The sequence below is a fragment of the Pseudomonas sp. PGPPP1 genome, assembly GCF_002255865.1.
In the GTDB taxonomy this organism is placed as follows: Bacteria; Pseudomonadota; Gammaproteobacteria; order Pseudomonadales; family Pseudomonadaceae; genus Aquipseudomonas; species Aquipseudomonas cremoris.
Genome location: NZ_NKIG01000014.1, coordinates 53,710 through 70,643, shown reverse-complemented (window position 1 = coordinate 70,643; position 16,934 = coordinate 53,710). Strand labels below are relative to the sequence as shown.

The following is a 16,934-nucleotide window of genomic DNA, read 5'->3' as shown; positions in this document are numbered from 1 at the left end:
TTCGTATCGGCGGGGCCAGAATTACTTCTTGGCGCGGCCTTTGTACGAACCACCTTCACGGGTGTCGATCTCGATCAGGTCGCCGATTTCGATGAAATCTGCAACGGCCAGTTCGGTACCGTTTTTCAGCTTGGCAGGCTTCATCACCTTGCCAGAAGTGTCGCCACGAGCCGAACCTTCGGTGTAGTCAACCTGACGCACGATAGTGGTCGGCAGCTCTACGGAAACCAGGCGATCTTCAAAGAAGATAGCTTCGCAGACGTCTTCCATGCCTTCTTCAACGAACGGCAGAACGGCTTCGATATCTTCAGCGTTCAGCTCGTACATGGTGTAGTCGGTGGTGTCCATGAACGTGTAGGTGTCGCCGCTGATGAAGGACAGGGTCGCTTCTTTGCGGTCGAGGATCACGTCGTCCAGTTTGTCGTCGGCGCTGTAAACGATCTCGGTCTTGTAACCGGTCAGCAGGTTCTTCAGCTTGGTCTTCATGATTGCGCTGTTACGACCAGACTTGGTGAACTCAGCTTTCTGAACCAGCCAAGGGTCGTTTTCGAGACGGATCACTGTACCGGGTTTCAGTTCTTTACCAGTTTTCATTGCATATATCCGAAATTTGGATGGGATTTACAAAAATCAAGGTGGCGTATCATATCCAACTTTCATAAAACTGTACCAGCGCCGTCGCAAGATCGGCCTGCAAGGCCTGTTCCAGACACCAGTTTTCAGCGTGCTGGCTCACCTCTGGCCAGTGTTCCAGGAGCATTTTCCACCCTTGTGCCATATCGCCGTCCGTATTCCAGGCTTGCCAAAGCGCGACCAGCGCTGCTCTGGCGGCTGGCGACAAGGCCGCCGTATACAACTCAAGGAATGCATCGAGCTTGTCGAGGTGGATATCCTCGTCCTGGCGATAGATGTGCCACAACAGCGGCCGCCCAGCCCATTGGGCACGCACGAACGAGTCTTCGCCGCGCACCGCGTTGAAGTCGCAGCACCACAACACGCGGTCATATTGTTCCTGGCGCACAAATGGCAGCACCTGCACAGTCAGGGCGTCGCGCTGATGGACGTCCCCCGCCATCAACCCCTCGACACCGAGCCAACGCTCCACATCACCGAGGATGCGCCCCTCCGGCACCAATAGATGAGTGGCACGCCCGTCCGTCGATAACACGTCCAACCAACCGGCGAGCCCGGCATTTTCGTAGGCAAACAGCGAGATCAAGCGCGCGCCGTCGTCAGGAAACACGCCCAGGGTTTGCAGGAACTGTCGCTGCGCAGCCCCATCCTGTTGAAACGCCCTGCGCTGTTCCAACAACCCCGCCTCCCGCAACAGGCCGCCCGTGCCGGGCCGGAAACCGGGAAAGAAGAAGTACTTCTGCACGCCCTTGAACTTCACCGATGGCAGGCGGTGGCAGCCCACCACCCAGTCTTCGGCACTCAGGTAATCCAGGTTCATCCACAGCGGCACGCGTTCGCGGTCGGCCATGGCTTCCATATAATCGGGCGGCAGCTGGCACGCGAAGGCGGCGATCACCACATCCGCCGCCGGCGCGCTTACCCAGTCGGCCGGCCAGTGCCGCACTTCGACACCTTCCTGCCATTGCAGATGCACCTGCACATCGATTTCGGGGCACATACGCTCGAAGGCGCGCAGGTCATCGACCCACAAGTGCACTTCACATCCATGCTCCGCCACCAATTGGCGAGCCAAACGCCAGGTCACGCCGATGTCGCCGTAATTGTCGACGACGCTGCAAAAAATATCCCAGCGGGCTTTCATTCCGGGCTCCATCACTCAAAGGCTCGATTGTCCGCATAAATGCGCCGATGCAGAAGGCTTGATCGCGATTATTCTGCACGGTGGCTGTGCGACAATCGCCGCCACGCCGCAAATGCCTGCCAGGAGGCCGCCATGTCTGATCGTCCGTTGTCGCTGCTCAAGCTCTGTATCGCCATCGCGCTGGGCGTGTGGCTGGGGTTTATCGCCATCGCGCTGACCACTTGGCTGGCGTCGCGCTATCTGTTCCCGCAAAGCCTGGCACCGGTGGCCCAAGCGGTTGAGCAACTGGGCACGCCTGCGGTGGTTGCGCCTGAACCACCCAACCGCTTGTTCGAGCAATACCAAGAGAAGCTGCGTAAACAGGAACAGCAGCAAACCCTGGACCAGGCCCGCAGCAACGCGCGCAACCAGTCCAACCCAAAGTGCCAGTTCTGGCTGCAACAGGACCAGAACGCCCCCAACGAAAAGACCCGGGCCAATGTCCTGCAATTCTGCGATTGATGACCATGAATAAACACGCCGTCCACCAGTTGATTCTGGAAAAGCTCACCGTCGACCTCGACATCGCCCAACGCGCCGCGCAGACCGCCTACGAAACCGCGACCCACGAAGAAAACATCGCGGAAAACAAATACGACACCCTGGGGCTGGAGGCTTCGTACCTCGCCGCCGGCCAAGCCAAGCGCGTCGAGGAAATCAAGCAAGCGCTAGCGCTGTGCCAGAACCTGCAACTGCGTGCATACGATGATCAGCGAGGGATAGAGGTCGGCGCGCTACTGGGCCTGGAGGATGAAAACGGTCGCCAGCAGTGGCTGTTCCTGGCACCGGATGCGGCGGGTTTGAAAGTGGATGTGGTCGGGCAGCCAGTGACCGTCATCACCCCGCGCTCACCTTTGGGCAAAGGCTTGCTGGGCAAGTTCGAAGGGGATGAGGTGGAGATTCTGGTGGCAGGCGCTCGGCAACTATTTACGGTTACCGAGGCCAAGTAAGCCACTGCTGACGCACTTGTAGTGAGCGGGCTTGTCCCGCGCTGGGGGGCGAAGCCGCCCCGAGTCCAAATAACTTCGGTAATCCTAAAACACCGCGGTGCCTGGATTTAGGGCGGCTTCGCCCCCCAGCGCGGGGCAAGCCCGCTCACTACACGAGCCTTAGTGGACAGGCAATTCTACGCCGTCGAACAGTTCTTCCAGTTCCTGTTTGTTGTGGCACTGGATCGCTTTGGCCATGACTTCACGGGTCAGGTGCGGCGCGAATTTCTCGATGAAGTCGCACATGAAGCCACGCAGGAACGTGCCGCGACGGAAACCGATCTTGGTCACGCTGGACTCGAACAGCTCGCTGGCGTCGAGTACCACCAGGTCTTTATCAAGGTTGGTGTCCACCGCCATCTTGGCGACGATCCCCACGCCAAGGCCCAGGCGCACGTAAGTCTTGATCACGTCGGCGTCGGCTGCGGTAAACACCACTTTCGGTGTCAGGCCTCGATGGCTGAACGCTTCGTCGAGCTTGGAACGGCCAGTAAAACCAAACACGTAAGTCACGATCGGGTATTCGGCCAGGGCTTCCAGGGTCAGCTTCGGCAGCTTGGCTAATGGGTGACCTTGCGGCACAACCACGCAACGGTTCCAGCGGTAGCACGGCATCATCACCAGGTCGCCGAACAACTCCAGGGCCTCGGTGGCAATGGCGAAATCCACGGTGCCGTCTGCGGCCATCTCGGCGATCTGCATCGGCGAACCCTGATGCATGTGCAGCGCCACGTCCGGGTATTGCTTGATGAAATCGCGGATCACCGGAGGCAATGCATAACGGGCCTGGGTGTGGGTCGTGGCGATCGACAGGGTGCCCTTCTTCTCGTTGGAGAATTCCTGGGCGATCTGCTTGATGCTTTCGACTTTGCGCAGGATCTCGCCAGCGGTGGTGATGATGCGCTCACCAGCCGGGGTCACACGGGTCAGGTGCTTGCCGCTGCGCGCGAACACTTCAACACCCAGCTCGTCTTCGAGCAGGCGGATCTGCTTGCTGATACCGGGTTGCGAGGTGTAAAGGCTTTGAGCGGTAGCGGAAACGTTGAGGTCGTGGTGCGCCACTTCCCAGATGTAGCGCAGTTGTTGAAGCTTCATATGTGTCCCTCAAAGCAGATAGACGCCACGGGTATCAGCGACGGTATATAACTATATTAAAGGTTCGACGGATAAATCTAGAACTTTTTATCGTTTTTTATCCATCACACGTCATCACTGCGTCGGCGCTGTAGCGAGGGCACCAGGTAAACCGGCACCGTAGACAGCTGCAACACCCGCGCAGCGGTGCGACCCAGCGGTGTAGCCGCCGACGTTGCATGGCTATGACTGCCTACGATCAACAGATCTACGGAAAGTTTGCGCAATTGGTCGAGTATCACCTCGCACGGGTCCCCCTGGATCACCCGTACCGAGCGAATCAATTTCAGGTCTTGCTCCCCGTCCTCCAATTCCTCACGAAAGCTGTCCAGCACCCGTTGCTCGATCGTCGCCATGACCGTAGTCAGGCCCTGGGTTTGCCATTCACTTAACGCCTTCTCATCAAGGTAGCTCTGTAACACCGATTCGGCGAACAGCCCGATGGGCTCGACCACGTGGATCACATACAAGTCCGCCTTGAACGTTCGCGCCAGCGCCAATGCGTGCTGCATCACATAAGGCGCATACAGACCGAGATCCGTGGCGTACAACATCGAACGAATCATAGAACCTCCTGGACTGCCAGGATGGCGGAGATGAAATGAGCTTAGCAGCGACTTAGCTCTCGGACCTGACCCTCACCTCATTACTGATGCCATGGGGCACATGCCCGGTGGCCACCACCTCCCTGGCTTTCTCACAATGACCGGCCTGGTCATCGAAAAACACATCGGCGGCGAAGGCTTCGAGGAACGCGGACTTCTCCAGGCCGCCGAGGAACAACGACTCATCCAGGCGAATATCCCACTCGCGCAACGTGCGAATCACCCGCTCGTGGGACGGCGCCGAACGGGCGGTGACCAGTGCGGTGCGGATCGGGCAGGCCTCGTCCGGAAACTCGCGTTGCAGCAAGTTGAGCGCCGCCAGGAACCCCTTGAAAGGACCGCCGTGCAAAGGTTGGCGTGCCGACTCGCGCTCGCTGGCCTGGAACGCTTCCAACCCACCCGCCTGATACACACGCTCCGATTCATCGGAAAACAACACCGCGTCACCGTCAAAGGCAATCCGCAGTTCCTCGCTGGAAGCCCGCCGTGCGCCGCCCGACAAAATCGTCGCAGCAGCAAAGCCGGCATCGAGGGCACTGCGTACATCCTCGGCATGAGTCGAAAGAAACAGATGACAACCAAAGGCCGCCAAATAAGGATAGGGACTACGCCCCCCAACAAAAGCGGCGCGGGAAATATCCAGGCCGTAATGCTGGATCGAATTGAACACCCGCAGGCCCGTGTCAGCGCTGTTGCGAGACACCAACACCACTTCGACCCGCGCCCGACCAAGGCTGGCGTTAAGGCTCAGCAGCTTCTTGACCAACGGGAAAGCATCGCCGGGCTCAAGGAATTCTTCCTCATGCTCGATCTGATATTTGCGATAGGCCTCGACGCCTTGAGCCAGATAAACCTTGTGGCTGTCGCTCAGGTCGAACAGCGCGCGCGAAGAAATCGCCAGCACCAGCTTGTCGCCCAATCCCTTTGCCATGGTGTACTCCCCCGACTCAGCGGTTATGCCGATCAATAAAACTCAAGGCCTGGTACAACGCCTGTATTCGCGGTAATTCACAACCGGCAGCTCTGGCGGCAGCTAAAGGCCGCGCGTAAATCGCCGCCAGTTCCAGCGGACGTTTGTGAATATGATCGTGGTACATGCTAGGCAGATAGTCGTCCATGGTTTCGGTCATGGCGAACATCTGTTCGGCGTAGCTGGCGGGAATTTCATGGCCACAGGCGTGAGCGCCCTGCACCACTTCGGCCATCAACGCCTGGATCAATTCACGGCTGGACTCATCCGCCATCATCGCCGTGGTGCCGGTGCCCAATAGCACGGAAAGGCCATTGTAGGGCACGTTCCACACCAATTTGTGCCAGCGCGCCTGATGCACGTTGGCCATGGCCTGGGACTCGATACCGGCCTCATGAAACAGCGCCGCGCCCGCCTCAACAATCGCCCTCTGTCGGTCTTCATCATTGGCCGCCGTGCCGCTGTGGTACCCCAGGTTGACCCGGCCCAGGGCCTGATGCTCGACCACGCCAGGCCCCGAGCGGTGCACGCCGATGTAGCACAGGCCGCCGAGCAGGTGCAGCGATGGCGGCAGGTGTTCACGCAGGCTGTCTTCCACGTCCAGACCGTTTTGCAGCAACACCACTTTGGCGTCCGGCGCGGCGACTTGGGCAAGGGTTGGGGCCAGCTCCAGGTTGCCCGTGGACTTGGTGCCCACCAGCAACCAATCGCACGGTGGCATATCGGCAGCGCGGGCATAGGCTTGCACCGGGTGCAGGTGCAGGGGCCCGAACACCGTGCTATTTACTCGCAAGCCGTGCTCGCTGACCGCTGCGTACTCGCTGCGCAACAGGAAATGTACGTCGAAGCCGGCACGCGCCAGCATCAAGCCATAGAAACCACCGATGGCACCGGTGCCGATGATGCCAATGCGTGGCGACTGGGGTGCAACTGCGGTCATGGCAATTCCTCTCGTGTACGGGCGAGTGCGTGTTTCACGGCCTCGGCAAGGTCGGCAGGTGTAAGGCGCGTCTGTAATTGCCCAAGGAATTGACCCTCGCACACCACGAACAACGCCGGCAAATGAAAGATCTGGTAGCGTTCGACCGCGCCGCCATTGTGCCCGGCATCCACCCAGCACACTCGGTCCACCGGCAATGTCCAGCCGGGTACCTGTTGGCGTGCCCAGCGGCAACTGGAACAGCCGACACTGGTGAACACCACCAGCGAAATACCTGGCAATCCCAGCAATTGCTGGTCAATATCCAGGTCGGTCAATTCCAGTTCCTTCACTATACTGCTGCCACCGCCGTCAACAGGACGGTGCTCGGAGTCCGTGTACATGGGTCGTTTTTTACCTCACCCTGATGATGTCGCTGTCGAGTTAATCCAACGTCCCGCCCCTGCCATCCCCCGCCAACGCCTGCTCACTGTCGGCCTGGGCGGTATCGCCTGCCATTGGCCGCGCGCCTGGCGCCAGGGTACGGCGGTTGACCTGAACATTCCCTCGCTGGGTGCCAGCGCCCGTTATCCGGGTTATGTGGCCTGGTGCCGCAAGGTGGAACACGGCTACCGAATTGGCGTCTCGTTTACCGACGAACATGCACTGTTCGGCGCGCGAATGGGTGAGCAAGCATGCCGGATAGAGCGCTATTGCCGCCAGCACGAAGACGCTGAGCCGACACCCGAGCAATTCGAAGCCCTGGCCCGCGAGTGGGTGTCGCGCCATGCGGTCGAGTTCTCCCATGAGGCCTTTGTGGCGCCAGCACTGGATTAAAGCGGGCTTTGCCCATTGTCGCGGGCCCGTGTTACGCGCTAAGGTTCCTCCCCCCCGGCATTCAAATCATGCTGTGCTCCGCCGCACGGGGATCGCTGGCGGCCGGCACCCGTGACCCTGACGAGTAACACGATGGCTGATTTACCGATCAATGACCTAAACGTCGAATCCAACGAGACCCTGATCACGCCCGATCAGCTCAAGCGCGAAATCCCTTTGAGCGACGCTGCCCTGCAGACCGTCACCAAAGGCCGCGAAGTCATCCGTGACATTCTCGACGGCACCGATCACCGCCTCTTCGTCGTTATCGGGCCTTGCTCGATCCACGACCTCAAGGCTGCCCACGAATATGCCGAGCGCCTCAAGGTGCTGGCGGCAGAAGTGTCGGACACCCTGTACCTGGTAATGCGCGTGTATTTCGAAAAACCGCGCACCACCGTCGGCTGGAAAGGCTTGATCAACGACCCGTACCTGGACGACTCGTTCAAGATCCAGGACGGCTTGCACATCGGTCGCCAACTGCTGCTGGACCTGGCTGAAATGGGCTTGCCCACCGCCACCGAAGCACTGGACCCGATCTCCCCGCAATACCTGCAAGACCTGATCAGTTGGTCGGCCATCGGCGCGCGTACCACCGAATCCCAGACTCACCGCGAAATGGCATCCGGCCTGTCGTCGGCCGTGGGCTTTAAGAACGGCACCGACGGCGGCCTGACCGTAGCGATCAATGCGCTGCAATCGGTCTCCAGCCCGCACCGCTTCCTGGGTATCAACCAGGAAGGTGGCGTCTCCATCGTCACCACCAAGGGCAATGCCTACGGCCATGTGGTGCTGCGTGGCGGCAACGGCAAGCCCAACTACGATTCGGTCAGCGTTGCGCTGTGCGAGCAGGCGCTGACCAAGGCCAAGATCAAGCCGAACATCATGGTGGACTGCAGCCACGCCAACTCCAACAAGGACCCGGCCCTGCAACCGCTGGTGATGGAAAACGTCGCTAACCAGATTCTGGAAGGCAACCAGTCGATCATCGGCTTGATGGTCGAGAGTCATTTGAACTGGGGTTGCCAGGCGATTCCTAAAGACTTGGCTGACTTGCAGTACGGCGTGTCGATCACCGATGCCTGCATCGATTGGTCTGCAACCGAAAATACGTTGCGCAGCATGCATGCCAAGCTCAAGGACGTGTTGCCCAAGCGCAAACGCAGCTGAGCCTGCCATATTGCGCACACAAAAACGCCGGGCTAAGCCCGGCGTTTTTCATGGTGCGGTTTGACGCGTTACAACTTCGCCGCATGGCGCTGATGGCGCTCCATGTAGCGTTCGACATAGGAGCAGGACGGAATCACCGTGTAGCCCGCCTCTTCGGCAAACTTCAAGGCTTCCTCGGTCAATGCCGCCGCAATACCACGACCCCGCAGTGCGTTTGGCACGAAAGTCCGATAGATATCCAGGGTCTGTTTACCGAGGTCCATATAGGTCAGATAGGCACGATGACCGTCCACATTGGTCTCGAACTGATGACCAGCCTGGTCATGGTGGATGGACAACGCCTCGCTCATCACTACTCCTCGCGGGTCTTGGTTTCTGACCCCTACCTTACCGATGTTTTTCCGGCGAAGGAACATCTACGCCACCCCGTGCCGGTTTCGACCACGAGAAAACCTTTAGCGCTCATACCTGCACGTACGGAATAGTAGGCACCAATCCTGCAATTGCTCAAGGCGCGCTCGTCATCCCCGCCGCAGGTAGATATAGAAAGGGCCTCGATCAACCGATGATCGAAAGCCTGAACATTGCCGGCAGTTGAAGCTTGAGACGAACAGGCGCTCTTAAAGTCACCTCTACATGCGCAAAAGATGCAGGGTGTGGCAAACCCAAGCTGAGCATAAGTGTCAGCGTGGATATATAATTTTTCATCTACTTGCAGGGCTCGACACATGCAGGCTGGCCCTTTCAGCCTCTATCCATTTTTCGCCTGATTGAAAAAAATTGGACAGTTTTTATACAAACCTTCAGAAGACTAGCCAAAATAGATACGGCACGAGAATTTTTTTTGCTTCTTGCGCTACGTCAGTTTACTTACTACAAGTAATGAGTAGTATGTACGCCGGCTATCAGCTCACTCTGAGAAAGTAGCCATTTAATAGAAAGTCCTTGAAGGGGAACACGATGAACAACGTTCTGAAATTCTCTGCTCTGGCTCTGGCCGCAGTTCTGGCTACCGGTTGCAGCAGCGTCTCCAAAGAAACCGAAGCTCGTCTGACTGCAACTGAAGACGCAGCAGCTCGCTCCCAGGCTCGTGCAGACGAAGCCTACCGTAAAGCTGATGAAGCTCTGGCTGCTGCTCAAAAAGCACAACAGACTGCTGATGAAGCTAACGAACGCGCTCTGCGTATGCTTGAAAAAGCTAGCCGCAAGTAATAATCCCTCGGGATTGTTATCAAGCCGATCCATTTATGGGTCGGCTTTTTTTTGCCCGCGATTCGCTGCCATCCCCCAGGCAATAAAAAGCCCGCCGCAGCGCAGAGCTGAGACAGGCTATTGATCGAGGCAGGCTTACTGCTGCAGATCGATCGGCGTACTGCTGGCGACAGGAGCACCGCCGGGCACGCCGATTTCGGTCGGCAAGCCATCCTCCGCCGCCACTACATCACGCACCTGGTCCCAGTTCACTCGCAGGTTATTGGCCAGGTCTTCACGCTTGAGCAAAGCGTTGATCACCGCTGTGTGCTTGTCGACCACAGACGGCGTGCCATCGTCATTCAATGGCGTATGCGCTTCAAGGTAGACCTTGCCGCCACTGCTGCCGAACTTGTAGGCATCGTTGATGATGCGCACCGACGTACCCACCGGCACCATGCTGGCCATTTCCAGCACGTTGTTGTTGAACATGCGGAAGCAACCGTGACTGGTGCGCGTACCGATGCCGAACTTCATGTTGGAGCCGTGGATCAAGTAACCCGGCGTGCCCAGGGTGAACTTGAACGGTCCCAAGGGGTTGTCCGGGCCTGCGGGCACCACGTTGGGCAGCGGATCGCCGTTGGCGGCGTGCTCGGCCTTGATCGAGGCGGGCGGAGTCCAGGTCGGGTTCGGCGTCTTCGCGATGATGCTGGTATGCGCGATGGGCGAACCCCAGCCTTCGCGACCAATCCCCAGCGGGAAGGTGTAAACCACATTCTGGCCCTTGGGGTAATAGTAGAGCCGGTATTCCGCAAGGTTGATCACAATGCCTTCCCGCGGGCCTGGCGGCAGGATAAACCGCGTCGGCAACACGATTTCAGTACCCGCCCCCGGCAACCAGGCATCGACACCCGGGTTGGCCGCGACCATCTCGGAGTAACCCAGGTCATAGGTGGTACCCAGGTCGGCAAAGGTATCTTCGTACTTGGCCTTGATCACCTGGACCTGACCGACGATGTCTTCACCTGGTGGTGGCAAGGGCAACTGCAAGGCTGATGCAGTACCGGCCGCACAGAGTGCAGCGAGAGACAGGCAGCAGGTGACGACGGAAAGGCGCGACAACATCCGGAAAATCCTTCGCAGAACGACGGGTAGGTAAAAAACGATTGTATACGTCAAGCAAGCTTCTAGCTGCAAGCTTGTAGCGGGCACTACAGCTCGAACCGCAGCTCTGGCCATATCGGCGGGGTGCCACGCTTCTGGGATTCGAGAATCGCCCGGCACAAGGGGCACAGGCGCTGGTCCTGGAAAATCGAACGGTCGACCCTCGACCACCGCGGTTGTGCAGGCAATAAGGTGCCGCACAAGGTGCGATCGATGGAGCCGCCCAGTTCCAACTGACGCGCCACCAGATGCACCCGCACTTCCTGGCAGGCGAACAGATCCAGCTGCTCGTCCGGCTCGATCAGTTGGTAGTTAAACAGGGACCAGGCAGGACGCGACATCAGGGGCTCCAAATCGGGGGGGCGCCACCTTAGCCGAAAGCCTGCCGGTAGAAAAGCGTCATAGCAGCGGTTTTAGCGTCGGCCAGACATTTTCCAGCAACTTGCCCTGGGCGCCGACCGCCGGGTGCAGCCCATCCGCTTGCATCAGTTCGGGATGACCGCCAATACCCTCGAGGAAAAACGGCACCAGCGGCACTTGTTTCTCCTCTGCCAGCGAGCCATAGACCGCGGCAAATGCGTTGGTATAGCGCGGACCGTAGTTGGGCGGCAATTGCATACCCAGCAACAGCACCTTGGCGCCAATCGCCTTGGAGCGATCAATCATCGAAGCAAGATTTTGTTGCAATTGCGCCGGTGGTTGTCCACGCAGGCCATCGTTGCCGCCCAGCTCGATGATCACCAACTGCGGCTTATGCTCTGCAAGCGCCGCAGGTAGCCGCGCCAGGCCTCCGGCACTGGTGTCGCCACTGATGGATGCATTGACCACTTTATCGTCGAAACCTTCGCTCTTGAGCCGTTGCTCCAGCAGCGCGACCCATCCTTTGCTGGTATCCAGGCCGAAACCGGCACTGATACTATCGCCAACGATCAGGACTGTACCCGCCGCTGCGTTCTGGGCCATGCACATCAAGGCCAGGCCAGCACTCAAAAACCACATTCGCATCGGATTCTCCATGGGCGCAAGCATTCTCACCGCGCGGAACCTTAGCAAAGTGGTTCCCAGCGCGGAAGGTGAACTGACTATCCTGCACGAACTGAGCCTGGAACTGAACAAGGGCGATAGCCTGGCTATCGTCGGCAGCTCCGGTTCCGGCAAATCCACCCTCCTCGGCCTGCTGGCCGGCCTCGATCTGCCCAGCAGCGGCGAAGTCACCCTCGCCGGGCAAGCCTTGAGCAGCCTCGACGAAGACCAGCGCGCTCGCATCCGGGCCGAGCACGTAGGCTTCGTGTTCCAATCATTCCAACTGCTCGACAGCCTCAATGCATTGGAAAACGTCATGCTGCCCCTGGAACTGGACGGTCGCAAAGACGCCCGCGAACGCGCCCGGCACCTGCTGGAACGCGTGGGCCTGGGCAAACGCCTCACCCACTCACCACGCCAACTGTCGGGTGGCGAACAACAACGGGTGGCCATTGCCCGCGCCTTCGCTGCCGAGCCGGACGTGCTATTTGCCGATGAACCTACCGGCAACCTGGACAGCCACACCGGCGAGCGCATCAGCGATCTGCTGTTCGAACTCAATAAAGAGAGCGGCACGACCCTGGTACTGGTCACCCACGACGAGCGCCTGGCCCATCGTTGCCGACGCCTGATCCGCCTTGAAGCCGGCCTGATGGTCGCGCCCCTGGAGCCTTGATGGCACGTTTGCCGCTGTTGCGCCTGTTCAGTCTTGCCATGCGCCAATTGCTGCGCGATGCCCGCGCCGGTGAATTGCGCGTGCTGTTCTTCGCCCTGCTGGTGGCGGTGGCCGCCAGCACCGCCATTGGGTACTTCGGGGCACGCCTCAACGGTGCCATGTTGTTGCGCGCCACCGAGTTCCTAGCCGCCGACCTGGTGCTCGAAGGCAGCTCGCCTGCCCGGCCCGAGCAAATCAAATCCGGCACCGAACTGGGCCTGGATCACGCCCGCGTGGTGGAGTTCTCCAGCGTCATTGCCACCGATAACGGCATCCAGCTCTCCAGCATCAAGGCGGTCAACGAGCAGTACCCGCTGCGCGGCGAGCTGAAAAGCTCCGCCGCACCTTTTGGAGATGAAACGCCAGGGGGCGGGCCAAAACCCGGCGAAGCCTGGGTAGAGGCACGGCTGCTGACGGCACTGGATCTCAAGGTAGGCGACAGCATCGACGTGGGCATGAAAACCCTGCGCCTGGCCCGCATCCTCACTTATGAGCCGGACCGCGCGGGCAACTTTTACAGCCTTACGCCCCGGGTGATGATCAACCTGGCGGACCTGGACGCTACGGGCGTCGTCCAGCCCGGTAGCCGCGTCAGTTACCGCGAACTGTGGCGTGGCCCCCAAGGCAGTACGGTGCTGCAAACCTACCGAGACCTGGTCAAACCCGGGCTCGCCGCCAACCAGCGCCTGCAGGACTCCCGGGACGGCAACCAGCAGATCGGCGGCGCCCTGGGCAAAGCCGAGCGCTACCTGAACATGGCCAGTCTCGTCGCGGTACTGCTGGCTGGCGTGGCCGTGGCATTGTCCGCCAACCGTTTCGCGACCCGCCGTTTCGATGCAAGTGCACTGCTGCGCTGCCTGGGGCTGTCACGACGCGAAGCCATGTTGCTGTTTAGCCTGCAATTGAGCGTACTGGGCCTGTTGGCAAGCTTGGCCGGCGCCCTACTGGGATGGCTAGCGCAATTTGGCTTGTTCTACTTCCTGCACGACCTTTTACCGGCCGACGTACCACCAGGCGGTCTGCTGCCGGCGGTTGCAGGAATCGGCACTGGCCTGGTCGCCCTCGCCGGCTTCGCCTTGCCGCCATTGGCAGCCTTGGGCCGCGTACCGCCCCTGCGAGTGCTGCGGCGCGACCTGCTGCCAATCCCTTCCAGCACCTGGATGGTCTATGGTGCGGCGCTGTTCGCCTTGGGCCTGATCATGTGGCGTCTGAGCCTCGACTTGCTGCTCACCTTCGCCCTACTCGGCGGTGGTGTTGTAGCGGCGCTGATCCTCGGTGGCTTGCTCCTGCTATTGCTGCAAAGCTTGCGACGCCTACTGGCCCGCGCATCCCTGCCTTGGCGACTTGGGCTGGGTCAATTGCTGCGCCATCCGTTGGCGGCCGCCGGGCAGTCACTGGCGTTTGGCTTGATTCTGCTGTCCATGGGCTTGATTGCACTGCTGCGTGGCGAACTGCTCGACACCTGGCAAAACCAGCTACCCAAGGATGCACCCAACTATTTCGCCCTGAACATCCTTCCAGCCGACAAGGAAGCCTTTGGCAGCCGACTGCTGGAACTGCAGGCACAGTCCGCGCCACTGTATCCGGTGGTGCCGGGCCGGTTGATCAGCATCAATGGCGAGCCGGTGCAGGAGATTGTCAGCAAGGACTCCAGCGGCGACCGCGCGGTACAGCGTGACCTGAGCCTGACCTGGGCCGCCGACCTGCCGCCGGGGAATCTCCTGACAGCGGGCTCGTGGTGGTCACAGCAACCGGCCGATGAGGTGCCTGGCGTTTCGGTAGAGGCCAAGGTCGCGGAAAGCCTCAAGCTCAAGCTCAACGACCACCTCGTGTTTACAGTGGGAGGGGAAAACCGTGAAGCGCGGGTCACCAGCCTGCGAACTATCAACTGGGATAACTTCCAACCCAACTTCTTCATGATCTTCCAACCGGGCACGTTGAAGGACCTGCCGGCGACCTACCTGACCAGCTTCTACCTGGCTCCTGGCCATGACCAGCAGATCGTCGACCTGTCGCGCGCGTTCCCGGCGGTGACCATCCTGCAGGTCGAGGCGCTGCTGGAGCAGTTGCGCAGCATCCTCGCCCAAGTGACGCTAGCGGTGGAGTACGTGCTGTTGTTCGTGCTGGCGGCAGGGATGGCGGTGCTGTTCTCCGGGCTGCAAGCCACCTTGGATGAACGCATACGCCAAGGCGCACTGCTGCGTGCACTGGGTGCCGAACGCAAGCTGCTGGTCAAGGCCAGGCGCATCGAGTTCGGTTTGCTGGGTGCCGTCAGTGGGTTACTCGCAGCACTTGGAACAGAGCTGGTGACCTTTGTGCTTTACCGTTATGCGTTTGACTTGGCCTGGCACCCTCACCCGTGGTTGCTACTGCTGCCGATCATCGGCGCGGTGCTGATCGGTGGAGCCGGGGTGTTCGGAACGCGCCGCGCACTCAATGCCAGCCCGCTCACCGTACTACGCGAAGGCTAAAACGACGCGGGCCCGCACTCTTCACTGGGTGCGGGCCCGCATTACTTACTTCACGTACTCGATACCGGTGATCCACCAGCACACTTCGCCACCAGGGGTCTGAACGATGGCCTCATCGTCCACTTCCTTGCGCAACAGCGCACGGGCCATCGGTGAATCGATGGAGATGTAATCCATCCGATCATAGATCTCGTCATACCCTACGATTCGAAAACGCTTGGTCTCGCCCTGCTCGTTTTCTATGTCGACCCAGGCACCGAAAAACACTTTGCCTTCCTGTTCGGGCATGTACTCGACTACGCGCATGTCCTCCAGGCGCTTGCGCAGGTAACGCACGCGGCGGTCAATCTCACGCAACAGCTTCTTGTTGTACTGATAGTCTGCGTTTTCGCTCCGATCACCCAGGGAGGCTGCCCATGTCACCTTGCGCGTGGTGTCAGGGCGTTTCTCTCGCCACAAGTAATCCAACTCTTTCTTCAGCGCCTCATGACCCTCTTTAGTAATCAGCTTGGTACTCAAACGCGTGTATCCCCAGGAAATGCCCATTGAATCCAATACGCCAGGACCTCAAGGCCTGGCGCTGACGAACATAGAAGGATCATAAATGAACATGAGAAAGTAGCTAGGACAACGGACAGTTTGCCTCACATCAAGACCCCGGAATGACGTAATCATCACGCTTACCCAACCCCTCCAGCGCCTGGTCAAACTCAAGCAACATTGCTTGCAGGTTCTGCCGCCCCCCTGATAAAAGCGCCAACATGGCGGCCAACTTTTCGCTTCTCTGGCGCACCATCAACTCTTGGCTGTAGGCCTGCGCTACCCGCTTTTCAAGAGCCGAGGCAAGCTCGTTCATTCGCTCTTGCTCCTGTAGCTGAGTGGTGAAAGCACCTGCCAACTGCGCTTCACGACTCTCCAAGACCTGAGCCCGCAACTGCAGGGTTGCTTCCTTTTCCAGGGTTCGATTGACCAGTTCCTGGCGCTCCTGATCAAGCTGAGCCTGGCCCCGTTGCAATTGGCTCTGCCATTTGTCGAGTGCTTCCTGCTGCTCGAGCACCGCTGTTTTCTGCGCGGTCAGTTCCTGGGCGACACGTGCAAGGCTGGTCAAGGTACTGTCGACCTCAAACAATGAAGTGTGTTCGGTTGGCGCGTCCAGAATTGGCGGCTCATTCAAAGGGAACGCGAAAGGTTCCGTCTCCTCCACCGCCGAGGCTACCGGGGACAGTTTCTGCGGCTCAGCCAATTGCTCCAGTAAGGGCAGTTGGGTTTCTGCCTGGGGCTTTACCACTTTGGGTGGCGAGACCATCTGGGAAGAAAACCGAATGGACGGGACGATCAACGTTGCGCTTTCAATAGCTGCGGACGCCGGTGCCGACGCTCCCAAGGTAATAACCTTCATCACCAAGGCTTTTTTGATGATTACCGAATGATGATCCTCGGGTCTGGCTGGCGGCAATTTACAGCCTTTCAAATCGACAAAATGGTAGGGGATCTGGGTATCAGCGGCGCTCACAGGTTTAGCGCCCGCAGCCGCCAGCATTAGTATCTGCTTGAATACCTGCATCGCTATTTGCAGTTCTTCCTGAGCCCCTACACCACTCAAAAAGTAACGTTCGAGTTTCTTACGTAACGCTGCAACATAGACTCTGGCATTTCCTGGCTCTGTCTCTTCATCGAGACTGTATACAAGAAAATTTGAGGTTATTTGAGGAACCGCAAAGCCACAGAGCAATGCCCCGTTAAGCGGAGCATCTTCACCGGCGCGTTCAAGGACAAGTGTACGTAACAGCATCATAGGAATCAGGCCTCGCGGCAATTAAACAACTATTAAACCAAGCATAAACACACCCACAACCACACACCAATCATATATCGATCATTTTCACGCGCT

20 protein-coding genes are annotated in these 16,934 nt (G+C 59.1%); 7 read left to right on the top strand and 13 right to left on the bottom strand.

The annotated features are described in order from the left end of the window. Nucleotides 1-21: 21 nt before the first annotated feature. A complete protein-coding gene (locus tag CFE47_RS16735; protein ID WP_122485907.1) occupies nucleotides 22-594 on the bottom strand; it encodes an elongation factor P in 573 nt (190 codons plus the stop codon). Between the two features lie 49 nt (nucleotides 595-643). Further along, on the bottom strand, nucleotides 644-1,777 hold the full coding sequence (gene earP, locus CFE47_RS16730; protein WP_286838628.1) for an elongation factor P maturation arginine rhamnosyltransferase EarP: 1,134 nt from the start codon (nucleotides 1,775-1,777) through the stop codon (nucleotides 644-646). 132 nt (nucleotides 1,778-1,909) lie between these two features. Here earP and CFE47_RS16725 point away from each other — a divergent pair, with 132 nt between their 5' ends. Both CFE47_RS16725 and CFE47_RS16720 read left to right on the top strand, forming a co-directional pair. Further along, nucleotides 1,910-2,278: an alpha-amylase family protein gene (locus tag CFE47_RS16725; protein WP_286838626.1), complete on the top strand. Its 369-nt coding sequence runs from the start codon at nucleotides 1,910-1,912 to the stop codon at nucleotides 2,276-2,278. Between the two features lie 5 nt (nucleotides 2,279-2,283). After that, entirely contained in the window at nucleotides 2,284-2,766 is a 483-nt protein-coding gene (locus CFE47_RS16720; RefSeq protein WP_185708794.1) for a GreA/GreB family elongation factor, read from the top strand. A gap of 159 nt (nucleotides 2,767-2,925) precedes the next feature. On the opposite strand, the gene cysB is transcribed toward CFE47_RS16720, so the two are convergent. The 5 genes from cysB to CFE47_RS16695 all read right to left on the bottom strand — a co-directional run bounded on the left by cysB (nucleotide 2,926) and on the right by CFE47_RS16695 (nucleotide 6,837). After that, nucleotides 2,926-3,900: an HTH-type transcriptional regulator CysB gene (gene cysB / locus CFE47_RS16715; protein ID WP_003189876.1), complete on the bottom strand. Its 975-nt coding sequence runs from the start codon at nucleotides 3,898-3,900 to the stop codon at nucleotides 2,926-2,928. Between the two features lie 104 nt (nucleotides 3,901-4,004). Continuing rightward, nucleotides 4,005-4,505 (bottom strand): universal stress protein, encoded by a 501-nt coding sequence (locus tag CFE47_RS16710; RefSeq protein WP_185708793.1) that lies wholly within the window; start codon nucleotides 4,503-4,505, stop codon nucleotides 4,005-4,007. A gap of 52 nt (nucleotides 4,506-4,557) precedes the next feature. Beyond that, nucleotides 4,558-5,475: a 5'-nucleotidase gene (locus tag CFE47_RS16705; RefSeq protein ID WP_286838623.1), complete on the bottom strand. Its 918-nt coding sequence runs from the start codon at nucleotides 5,473-5,475 to the stop codon at nucleotides 4,558-4,560. Nucleotides 5,476-5,491: 16 nt separating this feature from the next. Then, nucleotides 5,492-6,454: a putative 2-dehydropantoate 2-reductase gene (locus CFE47_RS16700; RefSeq protein ID WP_286838621.1), complete on the bottom strand. Its 963-nt coding sequence runs from the start codon at nucleotides 6,452-6,454 to the stop codon at nucleotides 5,492-5,494. After that, nucleotides 6,451-6,837 (bottom strand): YbbN family protein, encoded by a 387-nt coding sequence (locus CFE47_RS16695; protein WP_286838619.1) that lies wholly within the window; start codon nucleotides 6,835-6,837, stop codon nucleotides 6,451-6,453. Before CFE47_RS16695 ends, CFE47_RS16700 begins: the two co-directional genes overlap by 4 nt. On the opposite strand from CFE47_RS16695, the gene CFE47_RS16690 reads away from it, so the two are divergent. Both CFE47_RS16690 and CFE47_RS16685 read left to right on the top strand, forming a co-directional pair. Beyond that, entirely contained in the window at nucleotides 6,836-7,270 is a 435-nt protein-coding gene (locus CFE47_RS16690) for a PilZ domain-containing protein (protein ID WP_185708789.1), read from the top strand. The two genes, CFE47_RS16695 and CFE47_RS16690, sit on opposite strands and share 2 nt — an antisense overlap. Before the next feature lie 132 nt (nucleotides 7,271-7,402). Next, complete coding sequence (locus CFE47_RS16685) at nucleotides 7,403-8,479, top strand: 3-deoxy-7-phosphoheptulonate synthase (protein ID WP_185708788.1); 1,077 nt, start codon at nucleotides 7,403-7,405, stop codon at nucleotides 8,477-8,479. A gap of 68 nt (nucleotides 8,480-8,547) precedes the next feature. Here CFE47_RS16685 and CFE47_RS16680 read toward each other — a convergent pair whose 3' ends face one another. After that, entirely contained in the window at nucleotides 8,548-8,829 is a 282-nt protein-coding gene (locus CFE47_RS16680; RefSeq protein ID WP_003189869.1) for a GNAT family N-acetyltransferase, read from the bottom strand. Between the two features lie 610 nt (nucleotides 8,830-9,439). Here CFE47_RS16680 and oprI point away from each other — a divergent pair. Further along, on the top strand, nucleotides 9,440-9,691 hold the full coding sequence (oprI, locus tag CFE47_RS16675) for an outer membrane lipoprotei OprI (RefSeq protein WP_003172710.1): 252 nt from the start codon (nucleotides 9,440-9,442) through the stop codon (nucleotides 9,689-9,691). 135 nt (nucleotides 9,692-9,826) lie between these two features. Here the strand turns inward: oprI and CFE47_RS16670 are convergent, their stop codons facing one another. The 3 genes from CFE47_RS16670 to CFE47_RS16660 form a co-directional block, all read right to left on the bottom strand. Next, nucleotides 9,827-10,795: a L,D-transpeptidase family protein gene (locus tag CFE47_RS16670; protein WP_286838616.1), complete on the bottom strand. Its 969-nt coding sequence runs from the start codon at nucleotides 10,793-10,795 to the stop codon at nucleotides 9,827-9,829. Between the two features lie 86 nt (nucleotides 10,796-10,881). Beyond that, nucleotides 10,882-11,175, bottom strand: a complete 294-nt coding sequence (locus tag CFE47_RS16665) for a hypothetical protein (protein ID WP_010211879.1) — start codon at nucleotides 11,173-11,175, stop codon at nucleotides 10,882-10,884. Nucleotides 11,176-11,233: 58 nt separating this feature from the next. Next, a complete protein-coding gene (locus CFE47_RS16660) occupies nucleotides 11,234-11,839 on the bottom strand; it encodes an arylesterase (protein ID WP_286838615.1) in 606 nt (201 codons plus the stop codon). A 10-nt stretch (nucleotides 11,840-11,849) separates the two neighbouring features. On the opposite strand from CFE47_RS16660, the gene CFE47_RS16655 reads away from it, so the two are divergent. Together CFE47_RS16655 and CFE47_RS16650 are read left to right on the top strand one after the other, a co-directional pair. Then, the gene (locus CFE47_RS16655; protein ID WP_286838613.1) at nucleotides 11,850-12,533 is read left to right on the top strand and encodes an ABC transporter ATP-binding protein; all 684 of its coding nucleotides are present in this window, start codon (nucleotides 11,850-11,852) and stop codon (nucleotides 12,531-12,533) included. Beyond that, nucleotides 12,533-15,043 carry an ABC transporter permease gene (locus CFE47_RS16650; RefSeq protein ID WP_286838611.1) on the top strand — a complete coding sequence of 837 codons (2,511 nt, stop codon included), beginning with the start codon at nucleotides 12,533-12,535 and terminating at the stop codon, nucleotides 15,041-15,043. The genes CFE47_RS16655 and CFE47_RS16650 overlap by 1 nt, the downstream gene beginning before the upstream one ends. A 45-nt stretch (nucleotides 15,044-15,088) precedes the next feature. Here CFE47_RS16650 and greB read toward each other — a convergent pair whose 3' ends face one another. Then, complete coding sequence (greB, locus tag CFE47_RS16645; RefSeq protein WP_016972352.1) at nucleotides 15,089-15,562, bottom strand: transcription elongation factor GreB; 474 nt, start codon at nucleotides 15,560-15,562, stop codon at nucleotides 15,089-15,091. A 130-nt stretch (nucleotides 15,563-15,692) separates the two neighbouring features. Then, a complete protein-coding gene (locus CFE47_RS16640; protein ID WP_286838607.1) occupies nucleotides 15,693-16,838 on the bottom strand; it encodes a hypothetical protein in 1,146 nt (381 codons plus the stop codon). Nucleotides 16,839-16,934 lie beyond the last annotated feature (96 nt).

Coding starts and splice junctions, on each gene's coding strand:
- CFE47_RS16735 (WP_122485907.1), bottom strand. CDS start 594: ATGAAAACTGGTAAAGAACTGAAACCCGGTACAGTGATCCGTCTCGAA.
- earP (WP_286838628.1), bottom strand. CDS start 1,777: ATGAAAGCCCGCTGGGATATTTTTTGCAGCGTCGTCGACAATTACGGC.
- CFE47_RS16725 (WP_286838626.1), top strand. CDS start 1,910: ATGTCTGATCGTCCGTTGTCGCTGCTCAAGCTCTGTATCGCCATCGCG.
- CFE47_RS16720 (WP_185708794.1), top strand. CDS start 2,284: ATGAATAAACACGCCGTCCACCAGTTGATTCTGGAAAAGCTCACCGTC.
- cysB (WP_003189876.1), bottom strand. CDS start 3,900: ATGAAGCTTCAACAACTGCGCTACATCTGGGAAGTGGCGCACCACGAC.
- CFE47_RS16710 (WP_185708793.1), bottom strand. CDS start 4,505: ATGATTCGTTCGATGTTGTACGCCACGGATCTCGGTCTGTATGCGCCT.
- CFE47_RS16705 (WP_286838623.1), bottom strand. CDS start 5,475: ATGGCAAAGGGATTGGGCGACAAGCTGGTGCTGGCGATTTCTTCGCGC.
- CFE47_RS16700 (WP_286838621.1), bottom strand. CDS start 6,454: ATGACCGCAGTTGCACCCCAGTCGCCACGCATTGGCATCATCGGCACC.
- CFE47_RS16690 (WP_185708789.1), top strand. CDS start 6,836: ATGGGTCGTTTTTTACCTCACCCTGATGATGTCGCTGTCGAGTTAATC.
- CFE47_RS16695 (WP_286838619.1), bottom strand. CDS start 6,837: ATGTACACGGACTCCGAGCACCGTCCTGTTGACGGCGGTGGCAGCAGT.
- CFE47_RS16685 (WP_185708788.1), top strand. CDS start 7,403: ATGGCTGATTTACCGATCAATGACCTAAACGTCGAATCCAACGAGACC.
- CFE47_RS16680 (WP_003189869.1), bottom strand. CDS start 8,829: ATGAGCGAGGCGTTGTCCATCCACCATGACCAGGCTGGTCATCAGTTC.
- oprI (WP_003172710.1), top strand. CDS start 9,440: ATGAACAACGTTCTGAAATTCTCTGCTCTGGCTCTGGCCGCAGTTCTG.
- CFE47_RS16670 (WP_286838616.1), bottom strand. CDS start 10,795: ATGTTGTCGCGCCTTTCCGTCGTCACCTGCTGCCTGTCTCTCGCTGCA.
- CFE47_RS16665 (WP_010211879.1), bottom strand. CDS start 11,175: ATGTCGCGTCCTGCCTGGTCCCTGTTTAACTACCAACTGATCGAGCCG.
- CFE47_RS16660 (WP_286838615.1), bottom strand. CDS start 11,839: ATGCGAATGTGGTTTTTGAGTGCTGGCCTGGCCTTGATGTGCATGGCC.
- CFE47_RS16655 (WP_286838613.1), top strand. CDS start 11,850: ATGGGCGCAAGCATTCTCACCGCGCGGAACCTTAGCAAAGTGGTTCCC.
- CFE47_RS16650 (WP_286838611.1), top strand. CDS start 12,533: ATGGCACGTTTGCCGCTGTTGCGCCTGTTCAGTCTTGCCATGCGCCAA.
- CFE47_RS16640 (WP_286838607.1), bottom strand. CDS start 16,838: ATGATGCTGTTACGTACACTTGTCCTTGAACGCGCCGGTGAAGATGCT.